Genomic DNA, 16,725 nt, shown 5'->3' with positions numbered 1-16,725 from the left:
ACGAGAGGCCCCTCATGAGCGAGTCGCAGCTCTGGGAAGACGTCGACGCCTACTTCATCAGCCATCTCACCCCCGACGACCCCGCGCTGGAGGCCGCCCTGCGGGAGAGCGAGGCCGCCGGGCTGCCGCCGGTGAACGTCACCGCCACCCAGGGCAAACTCCTCCAGCTCCTCGCCCAGATCCAGGGCGCCCGCACCATCCTGGAGATCGGCACCCTCGGCGGCTACAGCACCATCTGGATGGCCCGTGCCCTGCCCGCCGACGGCCGCCTCGTCACGCTGGAATACAGCGCCCGGCACGCCGAGGTCGCCACCCGCAACCTCGCCCGGGCCGGTCTCGACGCCCTCGTCGACGTGCGCGTGGGCCCCGCGCTGGAATCGCTGCCGAAGCTCGCCGACGAGAACCCCGCCCCCTTCGACCTGGTCTTCATCGACGCCGACAAGGGCAACAACCCGCACTACCTGGAGTGGGCCCTCAAGCTCACCAGCACCGGCAGCCTCGTCGTCATCGACAACGTGGTCCGTGAAGGGCGGGTCGCCGACCCCGACGACACAGCCGACGACGTACGCGGCACCCGCGCCGCCATCGAACTGATCGGCGCCCACCCCAGGCTCAGCGGCACCGCGATCCAGACCGTCGGCGGCAAGGGCTATGACGGCTTCGCACTGGCGCGCGTGCTGGCCTGAACGACCGCTTCCGGTCCTACACCTCGTGGTAGAAGCCGACGTTGACGCTGCGCGGCTCCGATCGGTCCTGGACCACGATCTCGCCGCTGCCGCCCCTCGGCAGGGGCACGGTGCCGCCGTACGCCACCGGCTGCACGTGCGGGCCGACGGTCAGCCGGACCTCGGAGGACGGATCCGGCTGGGAGCCGCGCAGCCAGGTCAGCCGCCACGTGCCGTCGGGACCGCACCGGAACTCCAGGTGGACCCGCGAGACGAACAGCCAGTCCTCCGGCGTCGACAGCCGGCACACGGACTTGTCCCGGCCCACCCGCAGGACCGCGTCCGGCTCGCTGGGCGCCTCGGCCATCTGCATGCCGGCCGTGGCGCCCGCGTCCGCCGCGGTGACCGTGGCCATGGTCAGTTCGAGCACGTGCGCTCCTTCGAAGACCTCAGGACGTCCGTCGTTGGATTGTCGCCGCCGAATGATAGATCGGCCGGTGGCACGGTGTCCGGCACAATGGGGTCATGACCGAGCGAAAGCCACCTGGCGTCGACTTCGAGTCCTGGGTCGACAGACAGATCCGCGAAGCGGAAGCGCGCGGCGAGTTCGAGCGACTGTCCGGCGCGGGCAAGCCCCTCGCGACCGAGATGGAGAGCACCTACGACGAGCTGTGGTGGGTGAAGAGGAAGATGGCCCGCGAGGGCTTCTCCGTACTGCCGCCCGCCCTCGCCCTGCGCAAGGAGGCGGAGGACGCCCTGGAGGCGGCCCTGAAGGCGCCTTCGGAGCGGGTGGTCCGCCGGATCGTCGAGGCGGTCAACGTCAAGATCCGCGACATGCTGCTCAAGCCGCCGCCCGGCCCCCCGCTGGGTAGGAAGCCCTACGACGTCGACGAGGTCGTACGGCAGTGGCGGGAGCGCCGGGCGGAGCGGTGACGCCTGCGCGTCACAGACGCATCATGCGGTCCGCCAGCTCGCGGTAGTCCCGCAGGACCAGGCGGAGTTGTTCGGTGTCGGTGCTCGGTGCCCGGCCGTCCTCGCCGTCGTCCCGCCAGGACGTGCGCAGGGTGTGCCGGCGGTGCGTCACCGCGTCCGCCAGGCGCGCGGCCAGCTCCTCCAGGACCCGGTCCGCCTCCTCGACGGAGGCGCGCGGCGCGTCCACGAACCCGGCCACCGCGTGGTGCAGCCGCTGGCCGAGCTTGTCGCCCTCGTCGTGCGGGAGGAGCGGACCGGCGCCGTCGTGCGCGGTGGCGGCAGGGGCAGCAGGCGTGGTGCGGGTGCGGCGCGCCTCGGGTGTGGCGGAGGCGTCAGGGTGGGCAGGGGTGGGTGGGGTGGCAGAGGTGCCAGGGGTGCCAGGGGTGGCAGAGGTGGCAGGGGTCGCGGGAGTTACGGGGGTGACCGCTGTGACCGGGGCTTCCTTGGGCGGGGTTCCGGTCTTCGGGGCGGGGGTGGCCTTGGGGGCGGGGGTGCTTGGGGTGCCCGTGCCCTCGGAGACCGGGGTGGCCTTGGGGAGCGGGTTGACCTTGGGGTCGGGGGTGTCGCCGGGGTTTCGCGTCACGTCGGGCATGCCTCAGCTCTCCTTCGGCCGGCGCTTGCCGAGCGACCACGCGTGCGGGGCGCGGGCCGCGGGGGCGGGTTCGCCGGTGTCCTTGGCGGTACGGGGGCGGGCGGCCTCGTGCCGGCCCGGGCGGACCAGTTCCTCGAACAGCGCGCGGGCCGCGACCATGGACTCGCGCAGCTCCTCCGTGTCCGCGCCGCTCTCCTGGGCGCCGTCCACGCGCGTGTGCGTCACGCGGTGCACGCGCCGGTAGCCGTCGACCTGGTGGGCGTGGTGCACGGACAGCGCCGCGAACTGCTCCTCGTACTGGTCGCCGCCCGGGAAGCCCCGAACCCCGGCCAGTTCCGCGAGCAGCCGGTCGGCCTCGCCGACCGCCTCGCGCGGGGAGTCGACGAAGCGCTCCTGGGCGGCGGTCCAGCGCGCCTCGAAGCGCTCGCGCTCGGCGGACTCCAGCGGCCGCGTGTGCAACGACCCGTGCCGCTCGACCCGTTCGCCCAGTTCTCGCTCGGCGGCCTTGGTGTCGCCGTCGTGCCGGGCGACCGCCCGGTCGTACTCCGGCCCGAAGCGGCGCTTCAGGCTTCCGCCGTGCTGGGGACCCCGTGCTCGCTGCGCAACGACGGCCGCGACGACGAGCACGGCCGCCACGATCACGATCAAAGCGATGATCACGCCTGTGGACATGAGTGCCTTCCGAGTTTCGGCCCTACCGGCTCTCCGAACTGGCCGGTTCGCCGTTCGTGTTGCCCCGGACCGCGCGCTCAAACGGCCGTCGGAGCGCGCCGGCCGTACGCCGCTGGGGGCCGGTGGGAAAATCCGCTTGCCCGGCGCGCCGGTCCCCTCCCGACAATGTGCGCATGACCTGGACCATCTCCCCGGAACCGTACGACTCCCCCGTAGCCGCCGTCCTCTGGCGTGCGTACTACACGGAGGTCAGCGACCGCTGGTACCTGCTGCACGAGGGGCGGCGCACCGACCCCGTCGAGCTGATCCGCGAGATCGCGGCGGAGTCCGGCGCCGAACTCGACCCGCCCCGGGGGCGGTTGCTGGTCGCGCGGTACGGCGGTGAACCGGCCGGCACCGCGGGCGTACGGCTGCTGGACGCCACCACGGCAGAGCTGACCCGGGTCTTCGTGTACGAGGGGATGCGGGGCCGGGGAGGTGCGGCGCTGCTCGTGCATGCCGCCGAGGACGCGGCACGGGCGCTCGGGGCGGCCCGCATGATCCTCGACACGCGCACCGACCTCGTCGAGGCCCGCACCCTCTACGCACGCCTCGGCTACACCGAGACCGAGGCCCACAACGAGAGCCCGTACGCACAGCACTGGTTCACGAAAGGGCTCCTTGCCGCGGCCTGAGCGGCCTGTTTCCCCTGAGGAAGCGGACATTCCGGGGGGCTCGTGCGCGGAAGTGTGGAGAATATCTGCATAATCTCTGGAGTTCGCGAGGGGAGTCGCGAGGGGAGGGACGGACGCGTGGAACAGGAGCGGCCCACGGGGGCCTCGTGCCCGGAGTGCGGCACACCCAGAGAGGCGGACAACACGCCTTCCTGCGGCTGCGGATCACGGGCGTCCGACGCCCTGCGCGACGCGCGCACGGCACAGGCGGCAGCGGCCGAGGACTTCAACCCGCTGCGGATCCGGCCGTACGTCGAACTGGACGGCGGGGCTGCTTTCGAGGGCGGGGACGTTGCGGGGGGCGGGAGTCCTTCGCGGGCCGGGAGTCCTCCGGGGAGCGGGAACCCTTCCGGGGACGGGAGCCCTTCAGGAGACGGGAACCCTTCCCGGGGCACGGGTCCGGGGGGTGCGGCCACGGGGGCTGGGGGCCCGGGAACTTCACGTCCCGAGGCTGGGGCCACGGGAGCTTCGGTCCCAGGCACTTCACGTCCCGGGGCCGGGGGCGCGGGAGCTGCGGTCCCGGGGACTTCCCGCCCGGGGGCCGGGGGCGCAGGAGCTGCGGTCCCGGGGACTTCGACTCCAGGGACTCCGGCCACAGGGGCTACGACTCCGGAGACCGCGCCCACGGGGGCCACGGCTCCCGGGGCGAACCCCTCGGAGGGCAGGGCGTCGGAGGGCTCACCGGCGGAGGGAGCGCCCTCGGGGGGCGCGTCATCGAGCGCTTCGGCTCCGGGGAGCGGACCCTCAAGGGCTTCCGCTCCGGGGAGCAAACCCTCGGCGGCTTCGGCAGCGGAGGGATCACCCTCGGAGGCCACTTCGTCCGCGGCCACGTCGCCCGGGGCCACACCCGCCGGGGACGCGGCTTCGCACGGTACGGATCCGGACGCCACCATGACGCTGCGCGCCGTCGACGCCGGGCCGCGCGGCACCGCCGCCGGGGCGACCTCCGCGCTGCCCACCCCGCTGGCACCCTCGGCCGCCCCACCCCGCGCACACGACCTGCGCCTGTTCGAGACCGCGGCCACCGCGCCCGTACCGTCCGGCGCGGCGCCCTCGGACGGCCCCGGCGGGCGCCGGTCGCGCAGGCGGCGTAAGGGCATGCTGCTGAGCGCCGCCGGAGCGGTCGTGGTCGTGGTGGGTGCCGCCGGGTACGCGAGCGGGCTGTTCTCCTACGAGGCACCGTCACGGGACGGAGCGCTGCCGCACGAGGTCCGGGCCGGCGTGCCGGACCCGTCGCCCAGTGAGTCCACCCCGACCGCGGGACCGAGCGCCACCCCCGTCCCGCAGGCCGGCTCCGCGTCGCCGTCCCCGTCGGCCTCCGCGTCCGCCTCCGCGAGCCCGTCGGCCTCGCCGTCCCCGTCGGCGTCGAGCGCGTCGCCGTCGCCGTCCCGGTCGGCCGAACCGACGCCGAGCGCGACGTCCACGGCGACCGAGCAGGCCCCCCAGGAGTCGGAGGACGACGACCACGACTTCTACGGCGGCTCGCTGCGGCGCGGCGACCGGGGCCCCGAGGTCGTGGAACTCCAGCAGCGGCTGGCCCAGTTGTACCTGTACACCGGCGACATCGACGGCAGCTACAACCGCCGTGTCGAGGACTCGGTCCGCACGTACCAGTGGGCCCGCGGCATCCGCTCCGACGACCTCGGGGTCTACGGACCGGACACCCGGCGCCAACTGGAGTCGGAGACGCGCGAGCCCTGAGCCCCGCGCGGCAGGTCAGCCGATGTGCAGCCGCAGGCCGCCGTCGGCGACGGCCTCCACCCGTACCGCCGTCAGGTTTTCCACGACCACGTCCGGACCGTGGAAGCCGGCCCGCGGGCCCACGCCCACGACCCGCATCCCGGCGGCCCGGGCGGCCGCGATGCCGGCGCCGGAGTCCTCGAAGGCGACGCAGTCCGCGGGGGCGATGCCCAGTTCGGCGGCGCCCTTGAGGAAGCCCTCGGGGTCGGGCTTGCTGGCGCCGACCGACTCGGCGGTGACCCGGACGTCCGGCTGCGTGAGCCCGGCGGCGGCCATCCGCGCGGTGGACAGCGCCACGTCGGCGGAGGTCACCAGGGCGTGCGGGAGGCCGCGCAGCGAGGCCAGGAAGTCCGGCGCGCCGGGGATCGCGACGACGCCCTCGGTGTCGGCGGTCTCCTCGGCGAGCATGCGCGCGTTGTCGGCGTGGTTCTGCTCCATGGGCCGGTCCGGCAGCAGCAGCGCCATCGAGGCGTAGCCCTGCCGTCCGTGGACGACCTTCATGACCTCGTCGCCGTCCAGCCCGTTGCGGTCGGCCCAGCGCCGCCAGACGCGCTCGACGGCGGCGTCCGAGTTGACGAGGGTGCCGTCCATGTCGAGCAGCAGGGCGCGGGCGGGCAGAACGGTGGTGGCGGTGGCCGTCATCGGCAGTCTCCAGGGTGCGGGGAGGAAACAAGGCGGCCCCGCCCGCCGGTCAGGGAGAACGGGCGGGAGCCACTTTGTTTATCCACGGTACAAAACAGACGGGGGATCGCGCCACCGGGCCGCCGAAACCTCCCGATGGTCCACGCGGCAGGTGCGCGCGGCGTTCGTTCGCACGCCCGCCGGGCGGGGCCGACGCCGGGCTCAGCCGGCGATCGCCTCCCACAGGCTCCACACCCCGAGCCCCAGCATGAGCAGCGCCGCGACCTTCGTGATCAGCCGCAGCGGAACCCGCTTCATCAGGGCCTTCCCGCCGACGATGCCGAGCCCGGCCACCGCCCACAGGGCCAGCACCGCGCCGAGGCCGACGGAGAGCGGGTCGTCGTAACGGGCCGCCAGGTTGGCGGTCATGATCTGCGTGAGGTCGCCGAACTCGGCGACCAGGATGAGCATGAAGCCCGCCCCGGAGACCTTCCAGAAGGACTGATCCTCCGGCTTGCGGACCTCCTCGTCCTCCTCGTCCTTCTTCATCAGCAGCACGGCGGCGCCGCCCAGGAACAGCACACCGGTCAGTGCGTGCACGAGCTGCTGCGGCAGCAGGGTCAGCACACTGCCGGCCGCGACCGCGAGCACGACGTGCACCGCGAAGGCGGCGGCCACGCCCGCGAAGACGTAGGAGGCGCGGTAGCGGGTGCCGAGGACGAGGCCGGCGAGCGCGGTCTTGTCGGGCAGTTCGGCGAGGAAGACGACACCGAAGACGAGCGCCGTCACGGTCAGGCTGATCAAGATTCCTCAATCGGTCGGGGCCGCCCCGCCGAGAGTGCTGATTCCCGCGGACTTCATCCTGTCCGCGTCGCGCGACACCTCGGCACGGCAGCGCATTGGTCGCCCCCGCCGTACGGCACGGGCGTGCACTGCTTGCCGAAGGTCTCGCTGGCCGGCCTCGCGAACGAGGTCTGCCTCCGGGCGCCGGCTCAGACGAGCTGAGCAGTATGTCGACGGTCCGGCGAAGAGCTACTCCCCTTCTGCGCCGTCCATAGTACGCGAGCCCCGGCGCGGCTCCGAGGGCCGAAAGTCCCGTCGCGCTTATAGACGTGCCATGCACACGTCACTAACTTCTAACCGACCGCACATCTGTGCGCCATGCGGCGTCGCGAGCATTCCCCTGCCCGCGTCCCAACACCCCCACACCTCAAGGGAGTTCGCATGCCGAAGTTCTACGCGCGTCGACGGCTCGGTTTCCTCGCCGCGTTCACCGGCCTCATAGCCTCGGCCGGGCTACTCAACGGCCCGACCGCCTCCGCCGCCCTCCCCACCCCGGTCAGCGCCGCCACCGCCCGCTCCTACCTCGCCTCCCTCACCGTGGCCACCGAGAACCGCACCGGCTACGACCGCGACCTCTTCCCGCACTGGATCACCCAGTCCGGCGCCTGCAACACCCGCGAGACCGTCCTCAAGCGCGACGGCTCGGGCGTCGTCACCGACTCCTCGTGCGCCGCCACCAGCGGCAGCTGGTACTCCCCCTACGACGGCGCCACCTGGTCCGCCTCCGGCGACGTCGACATCGACCACCTGGTCCCGCTCGCCGAGGCCTGGGACTCCGGCGCCGGCTCCTGGACCACCTCCCGGCGCCAGTCCTTCGCCAACGACCTGACCCGTCCCCAGCTCCTCGCGGTCACGGACAACGTCAACCAGGCCAAGGGCGACCAGGACCCGGCCACCTGGATGCCCTCGCGCACCGCCTACCACTGCACCTACGTCCGCGCCTGGGTCCAGGTGAAGTACTACTACGGCCTCTCGGTCGACTCCGCCGAGAAGTCGGCCCTGCAGAGCCGGCTAACGAACTGCTGACGCACCGTCCACCAACTGTTCGGCGCGGACCCTCCCCACCGGCCTCCGTCGTTCCGTACCGTACGGGGCGACGGAGAGGGGATCACCATGGCCGGTCTGCGCCTGGGGCCACTGCTGAGGTACACCGACGGCTCGTGCGCGACCGTCTGGGTCGAGACGAACCGGCCCTGCACCGCCGAGGTGCGCTGCGCCGACGGCGCCCGCGGCACCACCCGCACCTTCCAGGTCGCGGGGCACCACTACGCCCTGGTCGCGGTGAGCGGCCTGACGCCCGGTACGTCGACGGAGTACGAGGTGCTCCTCGACGGCACCCGCGCCTGGCCGCCGCCGGACTCGCCGTTCCCGCCGTCCGTGATCAGCACGCCCACCGAGGAGGACGGCCTGCGCGTCGCCTTCGGCTCCTGCCGCTGGGCCGCGCCGCCCGCCGGCGGGAAGGACCCGGTGGGCCCGGACGCGCTGGACACCCTCTCCGCCCGCATCGCGGCCGCCCCCGGGGGCGAGCGACCCGACGTACTGCTCCTGCTCGGTGACCAGGTGTACGCCGACGAGGTCTCCGACGCCACGCGGCAGTGGATCTCCGGCCGCCGCGACCTGAACGAGCCCCCGGGCGAGCAGGTCGCCGACTACGAGGAGTACACCCACCTCTACTACGAGTCCTGGCGCGACCCCGAGGTGCGCTGGCTGCTCTCCACCGTCCCCAGCTGCATGATCTTCGACGACCACGACGTCATCGACGACTGGAACACCTCGGCCGCCTGGCTCGCCGACATGCGGGCCACCGACTGGTGGCGCGAGCGCCTCATGAGCGGGCTGATGTCCTACTGGGTGTACCAGCAGCTGGGCAACCTCTCCCCCGACGAGCTGGCCGCCGACCCCCTCTACGCGGCCGTCCGCGAGACCCCCGACGGCACCGACGCCCTGCGCGACTTCGCCGCCCGCGCCGACGCCGAGCCGGCGTCCGTCCGCTGGAGCTACCGGCGCGACTTCGGCCGCACCCGGCTGCTCATGGTCGACTCCCGCGCGGCCCGTGTCCTGGAGGAGGACCGCCGCACGATGCTCGATCCGGGCGAGGCGGCCTGGCTGCGCGAACAGGTCCTGGACGAGCGGGAGTCCTACGACCATCTGCTGGTCGGCACCTCCCTGCCCTGGCTGCTGCCCCACCTGGTGCACGACGTGGAGGCCTGGAACGCCGCGATGTGCGGCGGCGAACGGGGCGCCCGCTGGGCACGGCGCGGCGAGCGGATCCGGCGCGGGGCCGACCTGGAGCACTGGTCCGCCTTCCCGTCGTCCTTCGACGCCCTCGCCGACCTGATCGCCGAGGCCGGTACGGGGCCGGGGGCGCCCGCGACGATCAGCGTGCTCTCGGGCGACGTGCACCACGCCTACGTGGCCGAACCGTCCTGGGCGGACCGCGCGCCCGACTCCCGGGTGGCCCAGCTGACCTGTTCCCCCGTCCACAACTCCGTGCCGCCGTCGATCCGCCTCGGCTTCCGCTTCGGCTGGAGCGCCCCGGCCCGCGCCCTCGGGCGCCGCATCGCCCGGCACGGACGGTGTGCGCCGGCCGCGGTCAGCTGGCGCAAGACCGGCGGACCCTGGTTCGGCAACCAGCTCATGACGCTGACCCTGCGGGGGCGTTCGGCACGGCTGCGGCTGGAGCAGGCCCGGACGGACCGGGGCGGCGGCATCACCCTGCGGACGGCCATGGAGCGGGATCTGGCGTAGGGGGCGCGGCCGCCCTGTACGGGCGGGGGCCCGCCGGGTATGAATTGAGTCACGTCGGCGGGCCTCGGCCCGAGCGTGGGAGCGCTCCCACCTGCGGAAGCGGCGGGGGCGTCGGCGTGATTCCACGTCAGCCCATGGCCAAATGTTGAACTTGCAAGCACTAGTTAGGTCGACCTAACGTGGGCAGCCCACTCGGTTCCGTCCCCCACCGGTCCCTCCCGGACCGGCTCGACCGAAGGAGCACCCCCCACATGTCCGGACGCCTCGACAGCGCCCAGCCCTACGCCCTCGGCCTGTTCCGCGTGGTCGTCGGCCTCCTCTTCGCCTGCCACGGAGCCGCCTCCCTCTTCGGCGTCCTCGGCGGCACGGGAGGCACCGGCGGCACGATCGACTCGGGCACCTGGCCCGGCTGGTACGCGGCCGTGATCCAGCTCGTCGGCGGCAGCCTCGTCCTGCTCGGCCTCGGCACCCGCGCCGCCGCGATCGTGTCCTCGGGCTCGATGGCCTACGCGTACTTCAAGGTGCACCAGCCGGGCGCCCTGTGGCCGATGGAGAACGGCGGCGAGGCCGCCGCCATGTTCTGCTGGGCCTTCCTCCTGCTCGCCTTCACCGGCTCCGGCGCATTCGGTCTCGACCGGCTCTTCGCGCGACGCGGCGCGGAACAGGAGGAGACCGCCCCGGAGCAGCAGACGCCGGTCGCGGTCTGACCCGGCTCCCCTTCGGCGGCCCACCGTGGGCTGGAGGGCGTGAACGTCCCCTCCGAGGTGAACGTCCGGTGCCGAACACACGAGCCCCCTGTGAACCCTCTGTCACACCCCCGGCGTACGCTGTATGGCTGTGATGGGCCGCTCCGAAGCCCCCGCGTCTCGCGGCACGGTCCGGCCCACGGGGGATTAACGGGGAGTTGTGGTGGTCGAGAGTCTGGGAAGTATCGGGTCGCTGGTCAGCAGCCCATGGATCTACGCGCTGGTGGCCGTCTCGGTGCTCCTCGACATCTTCCTCCCCGTGCTGCCGAGCGGTGTCCTGGTGATCACGGCGGCGACGGCGGCGGCCGCGGGTTCCGGCGCGGCGGCTGCCGGGCGGGTACCGGAGGACGTTCCCGACATCCTCGTCCTGACCCTGTGCGCGGCGACCGCCTCCGTCCTCGGTGACCTGGCGGTCTACCGCCTCGCCTGGCGCGGGGGGCCGCGTCTGAACCGCGCCATCGCCCGTTCCCGTCGGCTGACCACGGCGCAGGAACGTCTCGGCGGCGCCCTCGCCCGAGGCGGCGGCGCCCTGGTCGTCCTGGCCCGGTTCGCCCCGGCGGGCCGCTCGGTGGTCTCGCTCGTCGCCGGCACCGCGCACCGCCGGATCCGCGAATTCCTCCCGTGGTCCGCCCTCGCCGGGCTGGCCTGGGCCGCGTACAGCGTCGCGCTCGGCTACTTCGGCGGCCAGTGGCTCGGCGCGTCCTGGCTGGCGGCGGCGGTGTCCGTGGTGGCGCTGTTCGGCGCGGGGGCGGGAGCGGCCTACCTGATGCGACGCCAGCCTCGGGCTTCGGAGGCTTCGTAGGGGGTGCCGTTGGCGGTGGCGCCGCAGGCGGGTGCCGTCGGCGGTGACCTCTCAGGCGGGATGCCGCCAGCCGGGTTCCCTCGGGTGAGGGCCGCAGGCCGGGTGCCGTCGGACGGGCCCCTCAGGTGGAGGGCCGCAGGCCGAGTACGCGCCCCGCGCGTGCCGCACGACGTGCCGCAGGCGGAGCGTGTCGTCCGAGGACGGCGTCGGCCGTTCGCAGGCCGAAGCCTTCGCGTCCCGGAGACGCCGCGAGCCGCACGGCCCCGTACCCGTACCTCAGGAGCCCCTGCACCACGACCGTCGTGTCGCGGAGACGTCACCCGCGCCGGTGGCTTCGTCGGCGGACGCATCGCCCGTACCGACGGCTTCCCTCGGCGGACGCATCGCCCGTACCGACGGCTTCCCTCGGCGGACGCATCGCCCGCACTGACGGCTTCGTCGGCGGACGCGTACGCCGAGCCGCCCGCGTGGCAGCGAGCGGCGACCCCGGCGGTGTCCGGCGTGTGTCAGGAGGCGCGTCGGGCGCCGGAGGCGCCCCGTATCTCCAGGCCGGCCAGCAGGTCGGCCGTGGCTCGGGTGACGGCCTCCACCGCCTGGTCGAAGACCTCCTGGTTGTGCGCGGCCGGCGCGCGGAAACCGGACACCTTGCGCACGTACTGGAGGGCCGCGGCCCTCATCTCGTCCTCCGTGGCCTCCTCGGGCATCGCGGGCGGACGCAGGGTCTTGATGCTGCGGCACATGGCCTCAGTCTCCTCTCTCCAGGTCCACCCGCCAGTCGTTCGACCTGATCCAGTGGCCCTTCGGGTACTCGAAGTCGGCCTGTCCGAGCAGGGTGAACCCGGCTCCGCGGCAGACCGCGTTGGAAGCGGCGTGATCGACGCCGGGGAACGCGTGCAGATACCGGAGCGACCCCTCGGCACGGGCCTCCTCACGGACCGCCCTGGCCGCCCGCACCGCCAGCCCCCGCCCCTGGAACTCCGGCAGCACCGCCCACCCGGTCTCCCAGACCTCCGCGTCCTGCCAGGTCCGCCGCCAGAACCCGATCGAGCCGAAGGTCTCGGCGCCGTCCGCCGACGTCACCCGGTACATCCGCCCCGGCCGCAAGCCGGTGTACCGCCGGTGCCGGGCCGCGAGCTGTTCCTCGGTCTCCGGGCCGCCGAGGTGCGCGGTCATCTCGGCGCTGTTGGTCCTGCGCAGCAGCCACAGATCCCCCTCCGCCCAGGGGACCAGGCGCACCCGCTCCCCACTCCGTCCGGCCCGCTCGTCCACGCCATCCATGTGTTTCACGGTAGGGCAGGGGTCTGACAACCGGCCCGGAGCCGACGTGCACCCGGGCCACCCTTTCGCGTGAACCACTGAAGGGAACGCGCGCCTCAAAATCGAACAGGCGTATCATTGAGGCTGTGGCAACGACCTATGATTTCCCCAGTGACCTCCTCGCCGGTCAGGAGGAACTGCATCAGGTCCGGGCCGAGCTGACGGCCCTGTTGAAGAGACTCCCCTGGTCCGTGGAGCCCCTGGACGGATTCAGCGACGACAACGGCTGGCGCAAGGTCGAGCGCCCGGCCTCGCCCGGCTGGTCGGCGGACGAACAGGCCGAGGTCGAGAAGCTCCGGCAGCGCGAGCGCGAGCTGGCCGTCTTCGTCAGCACGCATCGCTACTGGTCGGAGATAACCGGCCCCGACCAGGTGAACGCCCGGTCGGATCTCAAACGCGCGCACGACACCCCGCTCCCGGAGACCCCGCCCGGGGACGCCTGAGCGACGTCACCCGAGCAGGACCCGTGCGGGCGTTCAGTCCTTGCCGAGGAGCCTGTTCATCTCGGTGATCTCGGCCTGCTGTGCCGTGACGATGTCGTCGGCGAGGGCCTTGGCGGGGGCGTAGCGGCCCTTGGCCTTCTCGGTCCCGGCCATCTCGACGGCGCCCTCATGGTGCTCGACCATCATGGTCAGGAACTTGGTGTCGAAGGTCCGCCCCGAGGCCTTCCCCAGCTCCGCCATGTCCTGTCCGTCCATCATCCCGGGCATGCCCGAGTGCGCCGAGTGATCCATGCCGGACCTCGACCCCGTCGACTCCGGCACTTCCCCGCCCCAGGTCTTCAACCAGCCGGTCATGGTCGTGATCTCGGGGTCCTGAGCCTTCTCGACGCGTGCGGCGAGGTCCGCGACCTCGGGCGTCGCGGACCGGTCGGCCGCCAGCCGGGCCATCTCCAGCGCCTGCCTGTGGTGCGGGATCATGCCCTGCGCGAAGGCGACGTCCTGGGCGTTGTGCGCCTGCTCGCCGGCCTCGTTCCCCGCAGGTCCCGCGGGGTCGGTGGCGGATGCCGAGGCGGCCCCGTGCGAACCCTCGTGCCCACCGCCGCCGTCGCCCCCGCAGGCGGCGAGGACGAACGCGGCGGCGGCCGTCGCCACGACGGCTGCGACACGGCGCGTGCGGTTCGTACGGGTACTGCGGCTGATGCTGGTCATGCGTGAACTCCTGCTGTGTGAAGGGGGATGGACATGCCTGCGCTCCGCCCCGCGCACAGGTGGCGCGGTGCGGGGAGGCGGTGCCTATATCCGCAGGAGTTGGAGTTCGGCCAGGGAGGGCGGCGCCCGCGCGCCGTCCGGCGCGTCGGCCGCGTACGCGTGCACGACCCCGGCGCAGGGGGCCACGGGCACCGGGTCGGGCACGAGGCCGGGCAGCGCCGGGCCCTGACTCACCGCGCCGGACGCGCACACCGAATCGGCGTGCCCCAGATGTCCGCCGCCGCAGGAACCGTTGTCCTCGGCGCATCCGACGTGGGCCGCCCCGGCCTGCGGCGCGGAACCCGGCAGGGAGTGCCGCGCGGAGTGCTCTGGGAGACCTCCGCCGGGCGCCAGCCCGTGCATGCCGAACAGCCCGGCCAGCAGTCCGAGCAGACACACCGCCTGCAACCACCGCACGGGCGGTCGCGGGACGTGCTGCTCGGGGATCCTCACGGACCTCATCCTAGAGAGATCACCGGCGACCGCACGCGAGAGGCCCCCGGAGGATCTCCGGGGGCCTCGTCACCGACGACAGCGGCGCCGGTCCTGGTGGGCGCGGACGGTTTCGAACCGCCGACATCCTGCTTGTAAGGCAGGCGCTCTACCCCTGAGCTACGCACCCAGGACGAGTCGACAGCCTACATGGCCCGGGCCGGGGGTTATCCCCACCCCGGATCCGGTAGTGACCCGGATCCCGCTGCCGGCCCGCGCTCCGTACGGTCGAAGAGCCTCGTCGGCAAGGCCGCCTCCACTCCGGAAGGCCCCGGCGCTGCACTTCACCGTCCGTCCCAGGGGGAGACCGCCATGCCCGCCCGTACCGTTCACGCTCGCGCCTTCGCCACCGTCGGCGCCGTCGCCGTTCTCGTCGCGGGTCTCAGCGCCTGCGCCTCCGCCTCGGACGACAAGGAACCCGAACACCGGTCCTTCGGTCTGCGGGGCAGCACCCTCACCGTCGACTCCGACGACTCCGCCCTGGAGATCGTCGCCTCGGACGACCACGAGCCCGGGAAGGTCGAGGTCACCCGCTGGTTCTCCGGGTCGGTCGCCGTCGGCTCGGAGCCCGAGGTGACCTGGAAGATGGACGGCGACCGGCTGGAACTGCGGATGCACTGCTCCGGCGTGGTCGCCGACTGCGAGGCCAAGCACCGCATCGAGGTGCCACGGGGTATCGCCGTCAAGGTCGAGGACGGGGACGGCAGCGTCCGGGCACGAGGGTTCCGGGATGCCTTGAACATCCGTACCGGCGACGGATCCGTGCACGTCACCGACACCTCGGGACCGCTGGAACTGCGCACCGGCGACGGTTCCGTCCGCGCGGAGGTCTCCTCCCGCCGGGTGAGCGCGCACACCGGGGACGGCTCGGTCCGCCTCGAACTCGGCACCGTCCCCGACCTGGTGGAGTCCCGCAGCGGCGACGGCTCCGTGTCGATCACCCTGCCCCGGGACACGTACAAGGTGTCGACGAAGTCCGACGACGGTGGGGTCGACGTCACCGTGCCGCGGGACGAGACCAGCCCCCACGTGGTGAACGCCCGGACCGGAGACGGCAAAGTCACGGTCCGAACCGCGAACTGACCGGCCCGTGTGTTCGTCCCTATCGGGTGGGAGAATGGACCCGGGCAGGACGGACGACACGGGAGAGGGATGTGACGGCGACACCATCGCAGCCGTACTCGCCGATGGTGGCGCGCGCGTCGCACCCGCCGCAGCGCTCGCGTCGCCGCCCTCCGAGCGCGGTCCGTGACACGCTCGCCCTGATGGGCCTGCCGGTCCTCGCCGTACTCGCGCTGCCCGCCGCGTTCACCGGAGGCGGCACCCGGCGCTGGTTCGGCGGGCGGGCCGAGAGCCAGCGGGCGGAAGCCCAGGCCGCGAAGGACGACGCGGCGGCCGCCTTCTACGAGCTGGACAGCGCGCAGCGCGACCTGCGGATCTCGATAGAGACCATCGCGGCCGTCGACTCCTCCCCCGCCGCCCGGCGCGCGGTCACCGACTTCGAGGCACTCGGCCGGCGGATCGACGAGGTCAGCCATCAGTACATCGGTGCCGTCGACGCCCACGACCTGGACCGGGACGACCTGGAGGCCTCGGCCGCCTCCCGCGCCCGCGGCGAGCTGACCGCGGCCAAGAACGAGCTGGGCCGGGTCAAGCAGGAACTGGACCGCTTCGCCGACGGCCTCGGTCCCCTGCTCGGCAAGGCCGAGACCCAGCTGGCCCGGCTGGCACCCGCCGTCGAACGCGCCCGGCAGGCCCTGCTCGCCGCCTCCAACGCCCTGGACTCCGCCCGCGGCGCCGGCCTGAAGGCCGACGACCTCGCCACCCGTCTCGCCACCCTCGGCCCGGAGCTGACCCGGCTCAACCAGGGCGCGGGACAGCACGGCGTGCCCCAGACCCTGGAGCGGGCCGAGCGGGTCACCCGCGAGGCGGAGGCGGTCCGCGCCGAGGCGGAGCGGCTGCCCGAGCGCGCCGACGAGATCAGCCACCGGCTGGTCTCCCTGCGCACCCGCGCCGAGGCCCTGACCACGCGCACCGAGCAGGTCGAGCCGGTGCTGAGCGAACTGCGCCGCCGGTTCACCGCCGCCTGCTGGCAGGATCTCCAGCATGTGCCGGACCAGGCCACCGAATCGGTCCGGCAGGCCGAGCGGAAGCTCACCGAGGCACAGACCGCCCGCGACGAACAGCGCTGGCCCGACGCGACCGCCCTGCTCTCGACGGTCCGGGCGCTGCTGAACACGACCGACGACGCGGTCTCGGCGGCCGGTGACCGGCTGCGGCAGCTCAACGCCGTGCAGAAGGACCCGCAGCAGGAGATCGAGCGCACCCGCTTCGCCATCCGCGACGCACAGCGCCTGGCCATGGCGGGCCGCAACACTCCCGACCCGCGTCACGCACGCCCCCTGGACGAGGCCGTGGCCCGGCTGGAACGGGCGATCACCACGCTGGAGGGCCGCCACCCCGACTACTGGCACTTCCTCACGGAGACGGAAGCGGTCCGGCAGTCGACGAGCCAGGTGGTCTCCCACATCCGTGAGGAGCGCGGGGCCGGCCACTGACCGCAGGGCGGGACGGCGGCCACTTCTCCGCCGCCGGGTCCGGTCGCGGGCCGG

20 protein-coding genes and 1 tRNA gene are annotated in these 16,725 nt (G+C 73.3%); 11 read left to right on the top strand and 10 right to left on the bottom strand.

Annotated elements, in window-relative coordinates; translation table 11 throughout:
• Positions 1-14 precede the first annotated feature (14 nt).
• Positions 15-686 (top strand): O-methyltransferase, encoded by a 672-nt coding sequence (locus tag ACZ67M_RS03525; protein WP_361355271.1) that lies wholly within the window; start codon positions 15-17, stop codon positions 684-686.
• A gap of 16 nt (positions 687-702) precedes the next feature.
• On the opposite strand, the gene ACZ67M_RS03520 is transcribed toward ACZ67M_RS03525, so the two are convergent.
• Positions 703-1,095, bottom strand: a complete 393-nt coding sequence (locus ACZ67M_RS03520; protein WP_161332191.1) for an FHA domain-containing protein — start codon at positions 1,093-1,095, stop codon at positions 703-705.
• A 95-nt stretch (positions 1,096-1,190) separates the two neighbouring features.
• Between ACZ67M_RS03520 and ACZ67M_RS03515 the strand changes: the two genes are divergently transcribed.
• Entirely contained in the window at positions 1,191-1,598 is a 408-nt protein-coding gene (locus tag ACZ67M_RS03515) for a DnaJ family domain-containing protein (RefSeq protein ID WP_361355269.1), read from the top strand.
• 10 nt (positions 1,599-1,608) lie between these two features.
• Here ACZ67M_RS03515 and ACZ67M_RS03510 read toward each other — a convergent pair whose 3' ends face one another.
• Both ACZ67M_RS03510 and ACZ67M_RS03505 read right to left on the bottom strand, forming a co-directional pair.
• The gene (locus ACZ67M_RS03510) at positions 1,609-2,229 is read right to left on the bottom strand and encodes a hypothetical protein (RefSeq protein WP_469849404.1); all 621 of its coding nucleotides are present in this window, start codon (positions 2,227-2,229) and stop codon (positions 1,609-1,611) included.
• Between the two features lie 3 nt (positions 2,230-2,232).
• The gene (locus ACZ67M_RS03505) at positions 2,233-2,901 is read right to left on the bottom strand and encodes a hypothetical protein (protein ID WP_385799267.1); all 669 of its coding nucleotides are present in this window, start codon (positions 2,899-2,901) and stop codon (positions 2,233-2,235) included.
• Positions 2,902-3,074: 173 nt separating this feature from the next.
• On the opposite strand from ACZ67M_RS03505, the gene ACZ67M_RS03500 reads away from it, so the two are divergent.
• Both ACZ67M_RS03500 and ACZ67M_RS03495 read left to right on the top strand, forming a co-directional pair.
• On the top strand, positions 3,075-3,575 hold the full coding sequence (locus ACZ67M_RS03500; protein WP_469849402.1) for a GNAT family N-acetyltransferase: 501 nt from the start codon (positions 3,075-3,077) through the stop codon (positions 3,573-3,575).
• Positions 3,576-4,505: 930 nt separating this feature from the next.
• The gene (locus ACZ67M_RS03495) at positions 4,506-5,315 is read left to right on the top strand and encodes a peptidoglycan-binding domain-containing protein (protein WP_392100519.1); all 810 of its coding nucleotides are present in this window, start codon (positions 4,506-4,508) and stop codon (positions 5,313-5,315) included.
• A gap of 15 nt (positions 5,316-5,330) precedes the next feature.
• Here the strand turns inward: ACZ67M_RS03495 and ACZ67M_RS03490 are convergent, their stop codons facing one another.
• Positions 5,331-5,996: an HAD-IA family hydrolase gene (locus ACZ67M_RS03490; RefSeq protein WP_469849400.1), complete on the bottom strand. Its 666-nt coding sequence runs from the start codon at positions 5,994-5,996 to the stop codon at positions 5,331-5,333.
• Between the two features lie 201 nt (positions 5,997-6,197).
• A complete protein-coding gene (locus tag ACZ67M_RS03485; RefSeq protein ID WP_361355259.1) occupies positions 6,198-6,779 on the bottom strand; it encodes a TMEM165/GDT1 family protein in 582 nt (193 codons plus the stop codon).
• A gap of 420 nt (positions 6,780-7,199) precedes the next feature.
• Between ACZ67M_RS03485 and ACZ67M_RS03480 the strand changes: the two genes are divergently transcribed.
• The 4 genes from ACZ67M_RS03480 (at position 7,200) to ACZ67M_RS03465 (ending at position 11,114) form a co-directional block, all read left to right on the top strand.
• Positions 7,200-7,844 carry an HNH endonuclease family protein gene (locus ACZ67M_RS03480; RefSeq protein WP_469849398.1) on the top strand — a complete coding sequence of 215 codons (645 nt, stop codon included), beginning with the start codon at positions 7,200-7,202 and terminating at the stop codon, positions 7,842-7,844.
• Positions 7,845-7,931: 87 nt separating this feature from the next.
• On the top strand, positions 7,932-9,566 hold the full coding sequence (locus tag ACZ67M_RS03475; protein WP_469849396.1) for an alkaline phosphatase D family protein: 1,635 nt from the start codon (positions 7,932-7,934) through the stop codon (positions 9,564-9,566).
• A gap of 251 nt (positions 9,567-9,817) precedes the next feature.
• Positions 9,818-10,273 carry a DoxX family protein gene (locus ACZ67M_RS03470; RefSeq protein ID WP_392008843.1) on the top strand — a complete coding sequence of 152 codons (456 nt, stop codon included), beginning with the start codon at positions 9,818-9,820 and terminating at the stop codon, positions 10,271-10,273.
• 202 nt (positions 10,274-10,475) lie between these two features.
• Positions 10,476-11,114: a DedA family protein gene (locus ACZ67M_RS03465; protein WP_361355251.1), complete on the top strand. Its 639-nt coding sequence runs from the start codon at positions 10,476-10,478 to the stop codon at positions 11,112-11,114.
• 506 nt (positions 11,115-11,620) lie between these two features.
• Here the strand turns inward: ACZ67M_RS03465 and ACZ67M_RS03460 are convergent.
• Entirely contained in the window at positions 11,621-11,854 is a 234-nt protein-coding gene (locus tag ACZ67M_RS03460) for a DUF2277 domain-containing protein (protein ID WP_352153103.1), read from the bottom strand.
• Positions 11,855-11,858: 4 nt separating this feature from the next.
• Positions 11,859-12,392: a GNAT family N-acetyltransferase gene (locus ACZ67M_RS03455; protein WP_392235021.1), complete on the bottom strand. Its 534-nt coding sequence runs from the start codon at positions 12,390-12,392 to the stop codon at positions 11,859-11,861.
• 125 nt (positions 12,393-12,517) lie between these two features.
• Between ACZ67M_RS03455 and ACZ67M_RS03450 the strand changes: the two genes are divergently transcribed.
• Positions 12,518-12,874 (top strand): hypothetical protein, encoded by a 357-nt coding sequence (locus ACZ67M_RS03450; RefSeq protein ID WP_361355248.1) that lies wholly within the window; start codon positions 12,518-12,520, stop codon positions 12,872-12,874.
• Positions 12,875-12,907: 33 nt separating this feature from the next.
• Here ACZ67M_RS03450 and ACZ67M_RS03445 read toward each other — a convergent pair whose 3' ends face one another.
• From ACZ67M_RS03445 to ACZ67M_RS03435, 3 genes are all read right to left on the bottom strand, one after another.
• Positions 12,908-13,582: a DUF305 domain-containing protein gene (locus ACZ67M_RS03445; protein WP_469849394.1), complete on the bottom strand. Its 675-nt coding sequence runs from the start codon at positions 13,580-13,582 to the stop codon at positions 12,908-12,910.
• 84 nt (positions 13,583-13,666) lie between these two features.
• On the bottom strand, positions 13,667-14,083 hold the full coding sequence (locus tag ACZ67M_RS03440) for a DUF6153 family protein (RefSeq protein ID WP_469849393.1): 417 nt from the start codon (positions 14,081-14,083) through the stop codon (positions 13,667-13,669).
• An 85-nt stretch (positions 14,084-14,168) separates the two neighbouring features.
• Positions 14,169-14,243: transfer RNA gene (locus tag ACZ67M_RS03435), tRNA-Val, on the bottom strand.
• A gap of 182 nt (positions 14,244-14,425) precedes the next feature.
• Here ACZ67M_RS03435 and ACZ67M_RS03430 point away from each other — a divergent pair.
• The gene (locus tag ACZ67M_RS03430) at positions 14,426-15,196 is read left to right on the top strand and encodes a DUF4097 family beta strand repeat-containing protein (protein WP_392008835.1); all 771 of its coding nucleotides are present in this window, start codon (positions 14,426-14,428) and stop codon (positions 15,194-15,196) included.
• Between the two features lie 71 nt (positions 15,197-15,267).
• Positions 15,268-16,671, top strand: a complete 1,404-nt coding sequence (locus ACZ67M_RS03425) for a hypothetical protein (protein ID WP_469849391.1) — start codon at positions 15,268-15,270, stop codon at positions 16,669-16,671.
• The last annotated feature ends 54 nt before the right edge of the window (positions 16,672-16,725 follow it).

It is taken from the genome of Streptomyces sp. NPDC107500, assembly GCF_055582785.1.
This window is presented reverse-complemented; position numbering and strand designations above follow the sequence as displayed.

Excerpts from the sequence above, each read along its gene's own strand:
- ACZ67M_RS03525 (WP_361355271.1), top strand. The coding sequence starts at position 15 with ATGAGCGAGTCGCAGCTCTGGGAAGACGTCGACGCCTACTTCATCAGC.
- ACZ67M_RS03515 (WP_361355269.1), top strand. The coding sequence starts at position 1,191 with ATGACCGAGCGAAAGCCACCTGGCGTCGACTTCGAGTCCTGGGTCGAC.
- ACZ67M_RS03510 (WP_469849404.1), bottom strand. The coding sequence starts at position 2,229 with ATGCCCGACGTGACGCGAAACCCCGGCGACACCCCCGACCCCAAGGTC.
- ACZ67M_RS03505 (WP_385799267.1), bottom strand. The coding sequence starts at position 2,901 with ATGTCCACAGGCGTGATCATCGCTTTGATCGTGATCGTGGCGGCCGTG.
- ACZ67M_RS03500 (WP_469849402.1), top strand. The coding sequence starts at position 3,075 with ATGACCTGGACCATCTCCCCGGAACCGTACGACTCCCCCGTAGCCGCC.
- ACZ67M_RS03495 (WP_392100519.1), top strand. The coding sequence starts at position 4,506 with ATGACGCTGCGCGCCGTCGACGCCGGGCCGCGCGGCACCGCCGCCGGG.
- ACZ67M_RS03490 (WP_469849400.1), bottom strand. The coding sequence starts at position 5,996 with ATGACGGCCACCGCCACCACCGTTCTGCCCGCCCGCGCCCTGCTGCTC.
- ACZ67M_RS03480 (WP_469849398.1), top strand. The coding sequence starts at position 7,200 with ATGCCGAAGTTCTACGCGCGTCGACGGCTCGGTTTCCTCGCCGCGTTC.
- ACZ67M_RS03475 (WP_469849396.1), top strand. The coding sequence starts at position 7,932 with ATGGCCGGTCTGCGCCTGGGGCCACTGCTGAGGTACACCGACGGCTCG.
- ACZ67M_RS03470 (WP_392008843.1), top strand. The coding sequence starts at position 9,818 with ATGTCCGGACGCCTCGACAGCGCCCAGCCCTACGCCCTCGGCCTGTTC.
- ACZ67M_RS03460 (WP_352153103.1), bottom strand. The coding sequence starts at position 11,854 with ATGTGCCGCAGCATCAAGACCCTGCGTCCGCCCGCGATGCCCGAGGAG.
- ACZ67M_RS03455 (WP_392235021.1), bottom strand. The coding sequence starts at position 12,392 with ATGGATGGCGTGGACGAGCGGGCCGGACGGAGTGGGGAGCGGGTGCGC.
- ACZ67M_RS03445 (WP_469849394.1), bottom strand. The coding sequence starts at position 13,582 with ATGACCAGCATCAGCCGCAGTACCCGTACGAACCGCACGCGCCGTGTC.
- ACZ67M_RS03440 (WP_469849393.1), bottom strand. The coding sequence starts at position 14,083 with ATGAGGTCCGTGAGGATCCCCGAGCAGCACGTCCCGCGACCGCCCGTG.
- ACZ67M_RS03430 (WP_392008835.1), top strand. The coding sequence starts at position 14,426 with ATGCCCGCCCGTACCGTTCACGCTCGCGCCTTCGCCACCGTCGGCGCC.